A 14,803-nucleotide genomic window follows, 5' to 3' on the forward strand; every position below is an offset into this window, starting at 1 on the left:
CGTTTTACCACGAAAGACGACATGCCCTGACGGTGAAACATCGGGCAAAAACCGGCTCATTCCTGATTAATCCCCTTCGATTCCGACGGGCGCACCGACATTGCCCTCCCCCGAAAGCATCCACCGACGAATCGCCGCCGCCGGGAGCGGTAGACGGATCGCCCAGAACCAAGGCAGCGTTTGACGGCACGCCTGCGCCAACCCCGGCAGCTGTGCGATCTCCGGGCATGTCAGCCAGTCGGCCAGCCGCTCTGCCAGTCCTTCCACCGAACTCGTCTCGCCAGCCAGACATTCGCGCAGCGCCAGCGCTTGCGGCAAGTTACGCGACGCGACGTCTCCTCGCAGTGTTTCGTTAAGGGCCGCGAGCGCGTAATCGCGATAGGCCCTCATCTCATCCGCCGGCACCCCCTCACTTGACGGCGCCACCGAGGCGCCTTTCGCGATCGACCACGGCCGGCGCCATTCCGGTTGGGTCGCCAGCCAACCCAGTCCGGCCACGACAGACACCCATCGAACGTGCCGCGCCATGACGACGCTCAACGGCGGCTCGCCAGCGGGCATGACGACCGGAATCTCGCGAAAAACATCGTCGATATCGGCATGTCCTGCCCGCCGCAACCGCACATGGTTCGATGAGCGCGACGAACTGACCACGGCGTCGAGTCGGTCGGACGTACGCAATGGCGTCGGCACGGCCGGCCTTGTCGCCGTGCTGACGGCCGAGTGCCACGGATCCCACGCCCCGTGACATGCCGCCTCGGCGCGGCTAGCTCCGCCCGTGCCCAACCAACGCCCGACGAGCCGGACGAAGGGCTCGAGCGGATGCTCCACTGGCCAAAGCCCGGCAAGAAAGCCGAACTCCCTGAGCAGCCCCTGAAGTTGCGCCATGCTGCCCGGGACAAAATCGTCGGGCGACGCCGCATCGCGCACGACAACCCGCGTACCGAGCCATCGCCAGCCCGGCAGCGTCTCAAAAGCGAGCGACACGTCGCCCTCCGTCGCCGGAAGACCCGCCCCCGCCTCCAGCACACTCTCCAGAAGGTGCCTGGGCAGACGTGCCGCAACGCCGCCGTCGGCCCCGATCAGCACGACGTAAGCGGCATCAAATGCGTCGACCCCGTCGGCTGAAAGCGCCACATGCAGTTGCGGCGGCAACGCGTCGAACCACGCGGACCGCAGCGCCTGCGCACGGGCATCGCCAACCCCATCCACGCCGTCCTCGGCCCAGTAAAGGGTTTGGCACATCGCCCCGGCGAGCGGCCATACGGCCTGCGGCGATGCCGCGCCACAGTGCCGGTGCAACGCGGTCATGAGCGACGCGGTGCCCCATTGCGCACGCGCGCGTGACCAGCGCGTGTCCGTCAGTTCGTGAAGCGTCCGCTTGAGCCATTGCGCTCGCACTTCGGCAAAGCCCTCATGCTCGCCAATGCCGCCCGCCTCAATGCCCGACACGAGCAAACGGCCGAGCCAGTCGCTGCGCTGCACCGACTCGGGCAGGCGCTCGAGCCGCGGTGCCATCTCGCGCCCCTTGTGCATGAGGCCCGGCGGGCGGGCAACTGCGACCAGCAATTGCATGAAAACGCTTGCGCGCGCCGCGGGCTGATCGAGCGGGAACGTCATCAACGATTGCACGACGCCTTCGAGTTCGGACGGCGTCAGGCGACGCAGCCACGCGGCGTCCAGACGAACCCGGGCGCCCTGCCACTGCGTGCCGGCCAGATGGCAGCCGGCCCCGATGCGCACGCCCTTCAGGCTTGCGCCGCAGAACCGGGCATGGCCCAAATCGCAGGCCTCGAACGACGCACCATTGAGCTTTGCCCCGCGCGCGTCCCACCCAAGGAGTTCGCATTGGCGGAATTCGGCGCTCCGCAGATCGGCGCCGATGGCTTGCCCGTTGCGCATGGCCACCGACGTCCATTGCGAGCGTTTGGCCTTGGCGCCAATCCATTTCGCGCCATGTGCGGTGCCCCCGGTAAAGCACGCGTGCTGCAGTTTGGCCCGATGGAACGAGGCGCCGTTCAGACGCCCCTGCGCAAAGTGCAACCCCTGGCACCGCGCTTCGCTCAGGTCGCTGCCGCACATCACCGTGTGCCGAAGGTCGGCGCAACGAAGATCGGCCGCCACGAACCGCGCGCCGCTCACATCCGCCGCATGAAAACAGGCACCGCGCAAATCGGCCCCGTCGAAGTCGGCATTGACCTGGTTCGAATACGCAAACCCCGCGTTCGCCAACGATGCCCCGGTCCACCATGTCCCACTGAATTGTCCGCCGCCAAACTGAGCGCCCGGCGCGATCACGCCGCGCAAGTCGCCGTTCGGCATCGACAGATCAGGCAGCACGGCATTGCGCAGATTCGACAGCGTTAGCGCGACATTCAGTACGGCAACCGGCCATTCATGCATGGGCAAACGCGCGCAGGCCTGCACATCGGAAGTCGCGTCATCGGTCGACGACAGCCAGTGCCATCGGGGGGCGACCGCGGTCTGGCCATCGGGCGCCGCGCACCACTTCACCAGATCGCGCGCCACCGCGCCGACCCGCGCGCCGTCAAGCAGATGCGAGAAGCGGGTGCGCCATGCCTGCCGCAGCGCACTCTTGTCGAATAGCAAGTCGGCGCTCTCGGCGGACGACACGCCAAGCGGGGTCGTATCGCTCGCGAATCGAACCGCGGCATCGGCGCTCCCTGCGCTCCCGTCGAGCCTGTGCGCCAGCCAGGCCACTTGCAGTGAAATCACGCGACGCTCGTCCGCGTTCGCGCGCAGCACCGCGTGGCGCAGCCCGTCGGGCGGCGGCGCACTGCGTGCCGCCAGTTCGGACGACGTCAATGCGCGGTCGCTCGCAATACCGCCCTCGATCGGGCGGGCAGCGACGGATGTTTGGGCCCCACCCGATATCCCGCTCTGAACCGGCATCATGCGTCACTCCTTGGCGCGCGCTCATGGGCGCGCGCAAAAAGCCACCATGTTGCCGAAGGAATGCGGCCCTGCGCGCCGGGGAATTTCCGATTCGGTGCTCGAGCCCGTCAGGCGGGACGGTCGTGTCAGCCCAGGCAGAGTGCCAGCGCGGCCCGCCAGTCGGGCGCGCGAACGCCGAAAGTCCGTGCGAGCTTGTCGTTGTCGAGGACCGAATACGCCGGGCGCTTGGCCGGCAATGGATAGGCAGAAGTCGGAATCGCCACAACGTTCGGACGCTTCTGCGCTGCGCTCAGGTCGAGAATCGCTTCGGTGAACCCGTGCCAGGTCGTCTGCCCTGCGGCCGTCAGGTGGTACAAACCGCCATGTTCGCGCCAGAAGTCGGCGTCACCTCCGTTCCGTCCGAACCCCTGCACCAACACCTGCGACGTCAGTTCGGCGATCGTGCGGCACCACGTCGGCGCCCCGTGCTGGTCGGCCACGATCCGCAATTCGTCGCGCTCGCGGGCAAGTCGTTGAACGGTGAGCAGGAAGTTCGCGCCGCGCGCTCCATACACCCAGCTCGTGCGCAGCACCAGATGATTCGCACCGCTCGCCGCGATGGCCGCTTCGCCTGCCAGCTTGGTGCGGCCGTACGCGTTCTGTGGGTTCGTGGGTTCGTCCTCGCGATAGGGCGTGGACGACGTACCGTCGAAGACGTAGTCAGTGGAAAAGTGAACGACGAGTGCGCCGGTGCGCTTGGCCGCTTCGGCCATGATGCCGGGCACGACCGCGTTCACCTGATACGCGGCGGCCTCGTCCGTCTCGGCACGATCGACCGCCGTGTAGGCCGCCGGATTGACGATCAGATCCGGTGAGAAGTCGCGCAGGGTGCGCACCACGCTGTCGGTGTCGAGCAGGTCCATCTCGTCGCGCCCGGGAGCGTGAACGTCGCCCAAACCTTGCAGGCTGCGTGCCAGCTCCCAGCCCACCTGTCCGGTGGCACCCGTCAACAGGATGCGTCTTGCCATGGTAATGCTCCCTTGTGGCCGAATCGTCAAACCTGGGAGCCTACCGTGATTGGCGTCAGGTTTCCAGCCCGAGTTCCTGAATCTTGCGCGTGATGGTGTTCCGGCCGATGCCAAGGCGGCTTGCCGCCTCGACCTTGCGTCCGCGCGTGAAGTCGAGCGCCTCGTTGATCAACGCCGTCTCGAACCGGCGCGTCAATTGATCCATCACGTCGGGCGACGCAGAACGAAGCAGGCGCGCCACTTCGCGGCGCAAGAGCGGCTCCCAGCTGTCCGCTCCGGTGCCGTCTCCCGTCGCGCCGACATTGCCCGCGACCGCAGCGGCACCGCCAGCCCCCGCGATCCCGCCGACAGCCGACAGCCCCGCGTCTACGCCGCCATAACCCGCGATGGCCGGCACCGGGGCGGTGGTCCCGGTTGCCGCCTGGGGCGTCGCGGCGGGGTAGGCAGGCAAGCTAGCCGACGCCCCCACCCCGGTCCCTGGCGCCGCTGCCAGCGTCTGGAACTCCGGCGGCAGATCCTTGATCTCCACCGTCTGCGCCGGGGCCATGACCGTCAGCCAGTTGCTCAGGTTTTCCAGTTGACGCACGTTGCCCGGAAACGGGAAGCGCGTCAGATGCGCCAGCGCGGCCTCGCTGATGCGTTTCGTCTCGACGCCCAGATCGCGCGCACTCTTCTGCAGGAAGTGACGCACCAGCAGCGGGATATCCTCATTGCGCTCGCGCAGTGACGGCAAACGCAAGCGAATCACATTCAGTCGGTGATACAGATCTTCGCGAAACAGACCCTGCCGCACACGATCTTCCAGATTCTGGTGCGTGGCCGCGATCACGCGGACATTCGCCTTGATCGGACTATGGCCGCCGACGCGGTAGTAATTACCGTCCGACAGCACGCGCAGCAAACGCGTTTGCAGATCGAGTGGCATGTCGCCGATTTCGTCGAGGAACAGCGTGCCGCTCTCGGCCTGCTCGAAGCGCCCGCGCCGCGTGGCCTGCGCACCGGTGAACGCCCCGCGCTCATGGCCAAACAGTTCGGATTCCAGCAGATCCTTCGGAATTGCCGCCGTGTTGAGCGCGATGAATGGCCCGCCGGCGCGCGGCGAGTGGCGGTGCAGTGCCCGCGCGACCAGTTCCTTGCCGGAGCCCGATTCGCCGGTGATAAGCACCGTGGCGCTCGAATGCGAGAGACGACCGATCGCTCGGAACACGTCTTGCATGGCGCTCGCCTGCCCGAGAATTTCCGGCTCTTCGGTGATGCGTTCGTCGTCCGTCGCCTCGCGCAGGCTTTCCTCGACCGCGCGCAGAATCAGCTCGACCGCGCGATCAACGTCGAACGGCTTGGCGAGATATTCGAACGCACCGCCCTGAAAGGCCGCGACGGCGCTGTCCAGATCCGAGAACGCCGTCATGATGATGACCGGCAGTCCGGGATGTCGTTGTTTGACCGTCTGCAGCAGTTCGAGCCCGGAGCCGCCCGCCATGCGGATGTCCGAGACCAGCACCTGCGGCGAGTCGTGTTCGAGTGCCGCGCTGGCTTCGCGCGGACCGGTAAAGCTGCGCACCGGCAGATTGGCTCGCGAGAGCGCCTTTTCGAGCACCCATCGAATCGATTGGTCGTCGTCTACTATCCAGATCGGCTTCATTGTTCACCGTTTAACGTCTATGCCCGGCCGCAGGTGCTACGGCCGACGGCGTGAGGGCCGCTTCAGCCCAGGGGCAGCAGGATTCGGAAATCCGTCCGTCCGGGCCGGCTTTCGCATTCGATCAAACCCTCGTGGCGCTGCACGAACGACTGCGCCAGTGTGAGTCCCAGACCGCTCCCCCCTTCGCGCCCGGAGACGAGCGGATAGAAAATGCGGTCACGAATGTCGGCGGGAATGCCTGGCCCGTTGTCGATCACATGCAATTCCAATGCCAGCTTGTGCAAACGTTTGGCAATCGTGATCTTTCGCGCCACTCGCGTGCGCAGGACGATGCGCGCATCGCCGCGTGCAATCTGCCCGCGCAGCGCTTCGGCACCATTGCGCACGATGTTGAGCAGGGCTTGAATGAGTTGTTCCTTGTCGCCACGAAAGTCGGGCAGGCTCACATCGTAGTCGCGCTCGATCGACAGCCCCTGCGGAAACTCGGCGAGCACCACCGACCGCACGCGCTCGCATACCTCATGGATGTTGACGTCGGTGGCAATGAACGGATGACGGTGCGGCTCGAGCAGGCGGTCGACCAGCGTCTGAAGTCTGTCGGACTCCTTGATGATGACCTGCGTGTACTCGCGCAGCTCACGCTGATCCAGCTCGAACTCCAGCAACTGCGCCGCGCCGCGAATCCCGCCCAGCGGGTTCTTGATTTCGTGCGCCAGGTTGCGGATAAGCTGTTTGTTCATCAGCGCCTGATCGATGATGCGCTCTTCACGCTCGTTCTTGATCTTCTGTTCGTTCTCGATCAGCTCGACGATCACGAAATCGGGGGCGGCCTCGGGGGCGGCAACAATCGCATGCGTGTGCAGAGGCTCCTGCGCGGTGCGCTCGAGCACCAAATCGAGGCGCGTCGTCTGAAAGCGGTTGGCGATGAGATCGGCCATCGTCGACGCGAGCACCTCGCCGTTCGTGAAGACGTCGTTCCACGTCATTTGCGACAGCGAACGGCGCGAAAGCGCGAGCAGCGCCTCGGCGGCCGGGTTGGCAAACACGACACGCAGTGATTGCTTCTCAAGCACCAGCAAGACGGTCGGCAACGCTTCGAGACCGGGCAACACGCCCGTCGCCGCGAGCCTGGCTTCCCACGGATCGACGCCCGGCGGCAACGCAGTCGTATGGCCGGCGGCGTCGGGGGTCATCTCGGCGGCATGGGGATCTTCCGCGGCAGCGGCGTGCTCGGCGCGCTTCGTCTGCCCTTTCCCACCGGCACGGACACTGTTCATTAAGGATCGAGGCGAGAGGTTCATGGCTGGCTACGTGGCGAATGCGCGCTGCGGATAAAAAAGGGGGACGGCCGCGGCCATCCCCCTTGCCTGTCGAGCATGACGGTCGGCCGCTGGCGTTCCGTCATGCCGGCGCATTCCCTGCGCAGCGATTCAATTACAGCGAGTAGTACAGTTCGAACTCGAGCGGGTGCGTGGTCATGGCGATACGACGCGCTTCGTCCGTCTTCAACGCGATGTACGAATCGAGCATGCCATCCGTGAACACGCCACCACGGGTCAGGAACTCGCGGTCTTCGTTCAGGTATTCCAGCGCCTGTTCGAGGCTCGAGCACACGGTCGGGATCTTTGCGTCTTCTTCCGGCGGCAGGTCGTACAGGTTCTTGTCGGCAGCTTCGCCCGGGTGGATCTTGTTCTGCACGCCATCCAGACCCGCCATCAGCATGGCCGAGAAGGCCAGGTACGGGTTGGCCATCGGATCCGGGAAGCGCGCTTCGATGCGGCGACCCTTCGGGTTGGCAACGTACGGAATGCGGATCGAGGCCGAACGGTTACGGGCCGAGTAGGCCAGCTTCACCGGTGCTTCGAAGTGCGGCACCAGACGCTTGTACGAGTTGGTCGACGGGTTCGTGATCGCGTTCAGGGCACGTGCGTGCTTGATAATGCCGCCGATGTAATACAGCGCGAACTCCGACAGACCACCGTAGCCGTTACCGGCGAACAGGTTCTGACCATCCTTCCAGACCGACTGGTGGATGTGCATGCCCGAGCCGTTGTCGCCCACGATCGGCTTCGGCATGAACGTTGCCGTCTTGCCGTAGCTGTGTGCCACGTTGTGCACCACGTACTTCAGAATCTGCGTCCAGTCGGCGCGCTCGACCAGCGTCGAGAACTTCGTGCCGATTTCGTTCTGGCCCTGACCCGCCACTTCGTGGTGGTGCACTTCGACCGGCACGCCCAGTTGCTCGAGCAACAGGCACATTTCCGAGCGCATGTCCTGGAACGAATCGACCGGTGCGACCGGGAAGTAACCGCCCTTCACGCCCGGACGGTGGCCGGTGTTGCCGCCTTCGAAGTCCTTCGCCGACGACCACGGGGCTTCTTCAGAATTCACGCGGACGAACGAGCCGGACATGTCCGTGCTCCACTGCACCGAGTCGAAAATGAAGAATTCCGGCTCCGGACCGAAGAAGGCGGTGTCGCCCAGGCCCGTGCTCTTCAGGTAGGCTTCAGCGCGCTTGGCGATGGAACGCGGATCGCGGTCGTAGCCCTTGCCATCGGCCGGCTCGATCACGTCGCAGGTCAGCACCAGCGTGTTTTCTTCGTAGAACGGGTCGATATAGGCAGTGTTCGCGTCCGGCACGAGCAGCATGTCCGAGGCTTCGATGCCCTTCCAGCCAGCAATCGACGAACCGTCGAAAGCGTGGCCGCTCTCGAACTTGTCAGCGTCGAAGTGCGACACCGGCACCGAGACGTGTTGTTCCTTGCCGCGCGTATCGGTAAAGCGGAAGTCGACGAACTTGACGTCTTCTTCCTTAACCAGATTCATCACATCTGCCACAGATTTGCTCATGCTATCTCCCGAAAGATTCAATCTGGCGCTGCTGGCGCTTATCGCCCGCGTCGCCGTACCGTCTTAACGAACTCCGTGTTCGGATTCGCCAGTGATAAGCAGGAAGCGTGCCAACAACCCATCACCCTGCCCTCCCTGACCCTCGCCCTCTGATTTCTAAGCGAATATTCCATTCTGGTGCGTCCAGCCTGGAATCCCCGCTCACGGGCCACAATTCCCCGATTCGGTGCAACGCGCACCGAAACATCACTGCATTGGTGCATTTTGCGATTATGCACTTTTTTGGTGCCCGCCACCGATCGGCGCGAACCGAAATTGTGCGTCGCCCTGCACCGCCATCACGCGCGGCCAAACACTGGCTGCGCGCCGGCCAATCCCGATGCCACGCAACACGTAACGCGCCTCGCGCACGAAGGGCACGCTAGAATAAAGCACAATCATCGTTCAACGAGATCACAGCCCCATGACAAGCGCCAAAGCCATTCTCGAGCAAGCCTCCCAACGCCGCGCGAGCGCTCAGCTCGCCTACGCAGGCGCCGTGACGCCGGACGAAGCCCTGGCACTGCTTGGCGCCGATGCCAACGTTCGCCTGATCGACGTGCGCACGCGCGCCGAACTCGACTGGGTCGGCCGCCCGCAGGTACCCGATGGTCAATACGCCAACGTCGAATGGGTTCGATACCCAGGAGGCGTGCCCAACGAACACTTCCTCGAGCAACTCGCTTCCCAGACGCCGGACAAGACCACGCCGCTGTTGTTTCTGTGTCGCAGCGCCGCCCGCTCGAAGGCCGCGGCCAAGGTCGCCTATGAAGCCGGTTACACGCAGTCGTTCGACATTCTCGAAGGCTTCGAGGGCGACAAGGACAAGGCCGGCCATCGAAAGACGGTGAGCGGCTGGTGCTTTCGTGGACTGCCTTGGCTCGGCGCCTGAGTGGGCATTTCTGTGTGCAAATGAGCGCACAGGAGCCCCCGTCGAGGCGCGCGCGTCGGCACGTTTCCAGACAACGCTGAACGTCTCAATCGCGAGGAAACACTGAGATGGAGTGGACCCCTTTACTTACGTTCGCCCTCGCCCTGTTCGTCGGCGCCGGCACGCCCGGGCCGGGCATCGCGGCCATTGTGGCGCGCGTGCTCGGACGCGGTACGCAGGGCGCCATCGCGTTCACAACAGGCGTGGCGATCGGCGATGTCGTGTGGCTGACGCTTGCCGTGCTGGGCGTCGCCGCACTGGCCCATACCTTCGCGGGCGTGTTTCTCGCGATCAAATACGCCGGCGCCGCCTACTTGCTCTACCTGGCCTGGAAGATGTGGCACGCACCGGTCACCGCGCCCGCGGAACCGATGGCCGCCGCGCCGCGCGAGCAATCGTGGCGTCTGTTTCTCGGAGGACTGTCGGTCACGATGGGCAACCCGAAGGTCGTCGTGTTCTACTTCGCCCTGCTGCCCAATCTGCTCGATCTGCAACGGGTGACAGCGCTCGGCTACCTCGAAATCGTGGGCGTTACGCTGAGCGTTCTCGCGCTCGTGTTCGGCAGCTACATCGCGCTCGCTGCCCGCGCGCGCCGACTGCTCAGTTCGGCGCGCGCCGTGCGACGTCTGAATCGCGCGACCGGCACGGTGATGGCCGGCGCCGCCGTCGTCATCGCGACGCGCTGAACGCAACACCCGCAGCCATCGCCGCTACGTCGTGATCGCCACCTGCGGGTGGCGTTTTTTTTGGGCGCACGTCGCGCATTGTTGCGATTCCCGGAAGTATTTATTCCCTCAATTGCCATTTTTCCGTGATAGCCAGACGCCTAGACTGTCTTCAACGGTCGCACACAACGCATACCGAAGCCTACGAAAGCGAACGCCGGTACCGATGCATTGCGCGCCCCCGCAACTGAGAAAGACAGGAGTCAACGTCATGAATCGCAAGCACATCGCCTCAGCCGTGATGTCGGTCTTGATGGTCACCGCCGCCGGAGCCGCCTTCGCACAGGCGGGTCGGAGCAGCGATGCCTATCCCGAGGGTTCACAATTCGCGTGGGTGTCGCAAACCTCGCAGGTCTCGCGCGAGCAGGTTCGCCAGGAATTGGTCGATGCCCGCGCGCAGGGCCTGATTCCGCAGAACGATTACGAGTATCCCGTGCTCGCCACGATGCAGCCCAATCAAGCGCCGGGCAAGACGCGCGCCCAGGTGTATGACGATCTCGTGCGCGCACGCCAGAACGGCGAAATGAAGTACTCGAATCCGTAAGCCTTGAGCCCTCGCTGAGCATCGCGGCACGCCGCAGCGCTCAATCGACAGCGTCGGTCGCCGCTCTCAGCCTCCCTCCGAGCCGCGCCGCACGCGCCGTCCCTCGTCGTGCTGCCGTACCCCGGCAGCACGACGTGACGCACACAGGCAGGACGGCATCGCCAGCCTGTGTTGCGTCACCTCGTATTGTCCCGCCGACAGGCACGCGCCTGAGCCTGACCGGGCAACCGGCACGCCCGCTCGTCCAGAACACTTCCCCTCTGGTTGGGCGGGCACCGACGGTTTCCCCACGGGCGCCTCTCCTGTCGCCATGCGCTCCCGCGAGCGCATGGGACCTTCGCCCGCGCCCAGCCCAAGGCGCGGGCTTTTTTCTTGAGTCGCGCAAGCTGCGTGCTACCATGCAGCCGTTTCATTTTGCATAGACAGGATCATCCGGTGAGTCAGATCGAATTCGATATCGAGTGGACCGAACGCGCAGCGAAGAAGGCCGAAAAACTCGTCCCCAAGGGCACCCCTCTCGCGCTGCCGCCGATCGAATGCATGCCAGCCGAAGGCGACGTGCTGTTCCTCGGCCAAGGCGACAAGAAGCAACCGTTTATCGTGGTGGAGCGTCAGTACCACCACGAGGGCGACGACGCATGGACGATCGTGCTGATTCTCGATCTGCCCGAATAACGTTGAGGATCGTTTGCTGCGCCTGGATCGAGTGAATCGAACGTTTCGGACAGATCGCATCGCAACAACGCGCGGCGCGGCCACTGGGGAAATCCCGGTTGCCGCGCCGCTTTGCTTGGACGGGGCCGTTTTCTATACTTGAAACATGATTTGACTCGCGCAATAGCGGCAGGGAGACCGGCGATGATCGTGCCCCACCTTTCCAACGCGGAACTCATGAGCATGTTTGCGATCGCCGCATTCGGCGCGATCGCTGTCGGCGCCATGCCCTGCAAAGGCGCCGTTCGAATGTGCTGGCGCTCGCTACTCGTTGTCGTCGGCGCGGTGCTTGCCGTGCTGGCGTTCGAGCTGGTACCCCTCCTGACATAAGTCGTTTTTGCGGATTTTCACCATTAAGGGTTGACCCCTTACGGAAGAGCCGATATTATCTCGGTCTCGTTGGGGCGTTAGCTCAGTTGGTAGAGCAGCGGACTCTTAATCCGTAGGTCGAGTGTTCGAGTCACTCACGCCCCACCAAACGAATTCTGAAAAAGGCTGCTACGCCGTGCAGCCTTTTTTATTCCCGGTAGCATCGGGGCGTTAGCTCAGTTGGTAGAGCAGCGGACTCTTAATCCGTAGGTCGAGTGTTCGAGTCACTCACGCCCCACCAAAGTACGACAGCGAAGGCTGCGCCGCGTGCAGCCTTTTTTGTTCCCGGCAGCACCGGGGCGTTAGCTCAGTTGGTAGAGCAGCGGACTCTTAATCCGTAGGTCGAGTGTTCGAGTCACTCACGCCCCACCAGATGCATGACGAAGGCCGCACGCTGTGCGGCCTTCGTCGTTTCTGCCCGCCCATGCTCCGCATCCTGCCGGTCATCCCCTGTCGTCCGATTCCTACAGTCAATTCAGTCGCGACCGATAGTCCGCGAAACGCGTGCCATCTAAGCTGGATTCACGTCGTTGCGGGTCGCACGGCCACCTCATGCTTCAGGAGACGCATCATGAATACGACGAAGTCGATTCTCGTTGTCATCACGGCACTCGCGATGGGCTCGTCCCTCGTCGGCTGCACGCTGGGCGGCGCCGCCGCGGGTGGGGTCATCGGGCACGAAGCCACCGGCGGCAGCACCGCCGGCACCATCGGCGGCGCGGTCGTCGGCGGGGTCATCGGGCACGAGTTGGGCAAGTAACGTTGCCGCTCGGCCCGGCGCACGCCGTCATCGCCCCACGGCATAGAGTGGGGAGTTGGCGGCGTAGCCGTACATGATCAGCACCGCGCCCACCAAGGCATCTGCCGCCGCCCGGGCCTCCGCCACATTCGCATAGCGCTTGGCCTGCGCCGTGCAGGTCGCGTAATGACGCGCGCCATGCTTTAACGCGCCGTCGTGCCGACCGATAAACGCCGCCTGACGGCCGCTCCATACGAAGTAGCCTTCACACCTCGCCATCTCCGGCGGCCGCCTGACCGTCAAGTCCTCCTTCTGCGATGCCTCGCCCGCCTTGTGCAAGCGCCACTGACGCTTGATCGCCGCATCGGACCAGCGTCCCATGCCAATGTCTTTTCCTCGGTTCTTTGCCATTGCTCCCTCCTGGAGTTTGCCTGCGGCACTGCGCTCGCGGGCACTCCGATAATGGTGAACAATAACGCGGTGAAGTGGGATGGGGAGTGTCCGATATGCGATGCCACACCCTACGACGACGCCCCACGAGACTCGATACTCGCTGCTCGTCATGCAAAGGAAACCAAACCGCGCCCTCTCGCCTCATGATTGGCCGCAAGGGACGATGAGCCCGCTATCTTCCGGCAAACATAGCGCGGCGAATGCACAACAGTGCTGCACTGCACACCATGCAAGCGATCCGCATTGTCTACACTGAAGGTCTCGTTCTCTTCGGAAGATGGATCCGTTGGCCGCAACGGCATCCGCGAAACCAGGACATGGCGACCGTCACCTTCGCACCCGCAATTCAGCGCCACGTCTGCGTTGACGATCAATGCATCGATGGACCGACCGTCCATGCCGTGCTCGCGCAATGCGTGACGCTCACGCCCGAGTTGCGCGGCTACCTGTTCAACGATCAGGGACGATTGCGTGCGCACGTCGCAGTCTTTGTCGATGGCCGGCTGATCCGCGACCGACACACGCTGGGCGACACACTGAACGACGCCAGCCGCGTGTATGTCGCCCAGGCGCTCTCGGGCGGATAAGGGAGCACGGCGGGAGCGGCGGATGAATGCGCGAGCATCGAACAAGACTCGCGCGAGCCAAGGAGGCAGATCGTGAAACACGTCACCGGAGCCACGTTGCTGGTTGCCACCCGCAAGGGATTGTTCACATGGCAGCGTGAGGACGCCGTCTGGCGCCTGAAGTCGAGCGCGCCCGACTTTCCCGGCGAGCCCGTGAGCATGGTGCTGCGCGACCCGCGCGACGGCACCGATTACGCCGCGCTCAATCTGGGTCACTTCGGCGTGAAGCTCTGGTGCCGCGAACGCGACGCGAGCGAGTGGACCGAACTCTCACCGCCGGCCTTCGCCCCAGAAATAGAGCAGTCCGAAGCATCGGCGAACGATGCGCAGGCGTTGTCGGCACCATCGGTCTCCCTGCTCTGGTCGCTCGAAGCCGCGGGGCCCGACGCCCCCGGCGTTCTGTGGGCAGGCACGATTCCCGGTGGCCTCTTCCGCTCCCACGACCGAGGCCGCACCTGGACACTGGTGCAAAGCTTGTGGGATCGCCCCGAGCGCGCCGAATGGATGGGGGGCGGCTACGATCACCCCGGCATTCATTCGATCTGTATCGATCCACGCGACAGCCGACAGGTGAGCGTCGCCATCTCGACCGGCGGCGTCTGGCGCACACGTGACGACGGACACAGCTGGGCTTTGGCGGCCAGCGGCATGGAAGCCGATTACATGCCGCCCGAACGACGCCTCGATCCGAATGCGCAGGACGTCCACCGTCTCGTGCAATGCCGCGACGCCCCCAACGCCCTGTGGGCACAGCATCACAACGGCATCTTCCGCAGCCTCGACTACGGCGCCTCGTGGCGGCGGATTCAAGCGTCACCGTCGAGTTTTGGTTTTGCTGTCGCCGTCGATCCGCACGACCCCGATGTCGCGTGGTTCGTACCCGCCCAGCGCGATGCCTGTCGCATGCCGGTCGACGCCCGTCTCGTCGTCATTCGCACGCGCGATGGCGGCGAGTCGTTTACATCGCTCTCGCACGGACTGCCGGAGGTGCCGTCCTACGATCTGATCTATCGCCACGGCCTGGATATCGACGCCACCGGCCACTCGCTCGCCATGGGCTCGACCACCGGCGCGCTGTGGGTCAGCGACAACGCAGGCGAGCAGTGGCAATGCCTGTCCACGCACTTGCCCCCTATCTACGCCGTGCGCTTCGTGTAGCGGGCGTCTTGTCGTTCGACATGCCGAGCGTCTCGTCGCCGCGCCCTCGCCCGTTTTGCTGAAGGAAACCTTCAGTTAGCGCGTTTCGCG

General features: G+C 64.5%; 14 protein-coding genes and 3 tRNA genes. 11 read left to right on the top strand and 6 right to left on the bottom strand.

Annotation, left to right across the window (positions count from 1 at the left end):
- Positions 1 to 66: 66 nt before the first annotated feature.
- From PanNE5_RS20375 to glnA, 5 genes are all read right to left on the bottom strand, one after another.
- On the bottom strand, positions 67 to 2,916 hold the full coding sequence (locus PanNE5_RS20375) for a pentapeptide repeat-containing protein (RefSeq protein ID WP_261938718.1): 2,850 nt from the start codon (positions 2,914 to 2,916) through the stop codon (positions 67 to 69).
- A gap of 125 nt (positions 2,917 to 3,041) precedes the next feature.
- Positions 3,042 to 3,923: a dTDP-4-dehydrorhamnose reductase gene (rfbD, locus tag PanNE5_RS20380; RefSeq protein WP_017233520.1), complete on the bottom strand. Its 882-nt coding sequence runs from the start codon at positions 3,921 to 3,923 to the stop codon at positions 3,042 to 3,044.
- 55 nt (positions 3,924 to 3,978) lie between these two features.
- Entirely contained in the window at positions 3,979 to 5,565 is a 1,587-nt protein-coding gene (gene ntrC / locus PanNE5_RS20385; RefSeq protein ID WP_261938719.1) for a nitrogen regulation protein NR(I), read from the bottom strand.
- Positions 5,566 to 5,627: 62 nt separating this feature from the next.
- Entirely contained in the window at positions 5,628 to 6,758 is a 1,131-nt protein-coding gene (gene glnL / locus PanNE5_RS20390; RefSeq protein WP_157211433.1) for a nitrogen regulation protein NR(II), read from the bottom strand.
- A gap of 241 nt (positions 6,759 to 6,999) precedes the next feature.
- Positions 7,000 to 8,415, bottom strand: a complete 1,416-nt coding sequence (glnA, locus tag PanNE5_RS20395) for a type I glutamate--ammonia ligase (RefSeq protein ID WP_017233517.1) — start codon at positions 8,413 to 8,415, stop codon at positions 7,000 to 7,002.
- Between the two features lie 463 nt (positions 8,416 to 8,878).
- On the opposite strand from glnA, the gene PanNE5_RS20400 reads away from it, so the two are divergent.
- The 9 genes from PanNE5_RS20400 to PanNE5_RS20440 all read left to right on the top strand — a co-directional run bounded on the left by PanNE5_RS20400 (position 8,879) and on the right by PanNE5_RS20440 (position 12,497).
- On the top strand, positions 8,879 to 9,346 hold the full coding sequence (locus PanNE5_RS20400) for a rhodanese-like domain-containing protein (RefSeq protein ID WP_150563608.1): 468 nt from the start codon (positions 8,879 to 8,881) through the stop codon (positions 9,344 to 9,346).
- A gap of 107 nt (positions 9,347 to 9,453) precedes the next feature.
- The gene (locus PanNE5_RS20405) at positions 9,454 to 10,071 is read left to right on the top strand and encodes a LysE family translocator (protein ID WP_017233514.1); all 618 of its coding nucleotides are present in this window, start codon (positions 9,454 to 9,456) and stop codon (positions 10,069 to 10,071) included.
- Between the two features lie 250 nt (positions 10,072 to 10,321).
- Positions 10,322 to 10,654 carry a DUF4148 domain-containing protein gene (locus tag PanNE5_RS20410; protein ID WP_261938720.1) on the top strand — a complete coding sequence of 111 codons (333 nt, stop codon included), beginning with the start codon at positions 10,322 to 10,324 and terminating at the stop codon, positions 10,652 to 10,654.
- A gap of 435 nt (positions 10,655 to 11,089) precedes the next feature.
- Complete coding sequence (locus PanNE5_RS20415) at positions 11,090 to 11,329, top strand: hypothetical protein (protein ID WP_017233512.1); 240 nt, start codon at positions 11,090 to 11,092, stop codon at positions 11,327 to 11,329.
- Positions 11,330 to 11,512: 183 nt separating this feature from the next.
- Positions 11,513 to 11,698 (top strand): hypothetical protein, encoded by a 186-nt coding sequence (locus tag PanNE5_RS20420; RefSeq protein WP_017233511.1) that lies wholly within the window; start codon positions 11,513 to 11,515, stop codon positions 11,696 to 11,698.
- A gap of 71 nt (positions 11,699 to 11,769) precedes the next feature.
- A tRNA-Lys gene (locus PanNE5_RS20425) sits at positions 11,770 to 11,845 on the top strand.
- A gap of 57 nt (positions 11,846 to 11,902) precedes the next feature.
- Positions 11,903 to 11,978 (top strand) — tRNA-Lys (locus PanNE5_RS20430).
- A gap of 55 nt (positions 11,979 to 12,033) precedes the next feature.
- Positions 12,034 to 12,109, top strand: a tRNA-Lys gene (locus PanNE5_RS20435).
- A gap of 199 nt (positions 12,110 to 12,308) precedes the next feature.
- A complete protein-coding gene (locus tag PanNE5_RS20440) occupies positions 12,309 to 12,497 on the top strand; it encodes a glycine zipper 2TM domain-containing protein (RefSeq protein WP_150564494.1) in 189 nt (62 codons plus the stop codon).
- A gap of 27 nt (positions 12,498 to 12,524) precedes the next feature.
- On the opposite strand, the gene PanNE5_RS20445 is transcribed toward PanNE5_RS20440, so the two are convergent.
- The gene (locus tag PanNE5_RS20445; protein ID WP_150564495.1) at positions 12,525 to 12,887 is read right to left on the bottom strand and encodes a hypothetical protein; all 363 of its coding nucleotides are present in this window, start codon (positions 12,885 to 12,887) and stop codon (positions 12,525 to 12,527) included.
- Between the two features lie 359 nt (positions 12,888 to 13,246).
- On the opposite strand from PanNE5_RS20445, the gene PanNE5_RS20450 reads away from it, so the two are divergent.
- Positions 13,247 to 13,516 carry a MoaD/ThiS family protein gene (locus PanNE5_RS20450; RefSeq protein ID WP_026131863.1) on the top strand — a complete coding sequence of 90 codons (270 nt, stop codon included), beginning with the start codon at positions 13,247 to 13,249 and terminating at the stop codon, positions 13,514 to 13,516.
- 72 nt (positions 13,517 to 13,588) lie between these two features.
- On the top strand, positions 13,589 to 14,713 hold the full coding sequence (locus PanNE5_RS20455; protein WP_261938721.1) for an exo-alpha-sialidase: 1,125 nt from the start codon (positions 13,589 to 13,591) through the stop codon (positions 14,711 to 14,713).
- Positions 14,714 to 14,803: the final 90 nt, after the last annotated feature.

The organism is Pandoraea sp. NE5, from assembly GCF_024363545.1.
Taxonomy (GTDB): Bacteria; Pseudomonadota; Gammaproteobacteria; order Burkholderiales; family Burkholderiaceae; genus Pandoraea; species Pandoraea cepalis.

Bases quoted from the DNA above. Each gene is read 5' to 3' on its own strand.
- ntrC (WP_261938719.1), bottom strand. From the start codon at position 5,565: ATGAAGCCGATCTGGATAGTAGACGACGACCAATCGATTCGATGGGTG.
- PanNE5_RS20420 (WP_017233511.1), top strand. From the start codon at position 11,513: ATGATCGTGCCCCACCTTTCCAACGCGGAACTCATGAGCATGTTTGCG.
- rfbD (WP_017233520.1), bottom strand. From the start codon at position 3,923: ATGGCAAGACGCATCCTGTTGACGGGTGCCACCGGACAGGTGGGCTGG.
- PanNE5_RS20405 (WP_017233514.1), top strand. From the start codon at position 9,454: ATGGAGTGGACCCCTTTACTTACGTTCGCCCTCGCCCTGTTCGTCGGC.
- PanNE5_RS20410 (WP_261938720.1), top strand. From the start codon at position 10,322: ATGAATCGCAAGCACATCGCCTCAGCCGTGATGTCGGTCTTGATGGTC.
- PanNE5_RS20445 (WP_150564495.1), bottom strand. From the start codon at position 12,887: ATGGCAAAGAACCGAGGAAAAGACATTGGCATGGGACGCTGGTCCGAT.
- PanNE5_RS20440 (WP_150564494.1), top strand. From the start codon at position 12,309: ATGAATACGACGAAGTCGATTCTCGTTGTCATCACGGCACTCGCGATG.
- PanNE5_RS20450 (WP_026131863.1), top strand. From the start codon at position 13,247: ATGGCGACCGTCACCTTCGCACCCGCAATTCAGCGCCACGTCTGCGTT.
- glnA (WP_017233517.1), bottom strand. From the start codon at position 8,415: ATGAGCAAATCTGTGGCAGATGTGATGAATCTGGTTAAGGAAGAAGAC.
- PanNE5_RS20400 (WP_150563608.1), top strand. From the start codon at position 8,879: ATGACAAGCGCCAAAGCCATTCTCGAGCAAGCCTCCCAACGCCGCGCG.
- glnL (WP_157211433.1), bottom strand. From the start codon at position 6,758: ATGACCCCCGACGCCGCCGGCCATACGACTGCGTTGCCGCCGGGCGTC.
- PanNE5_RS20375 (WP_261938718.1), bottom strand. From the start codon at position 2,916: ATGATGCCGGTTCAGAGCGGGATATCGGGTGGGGCCCAAACATCCGTC.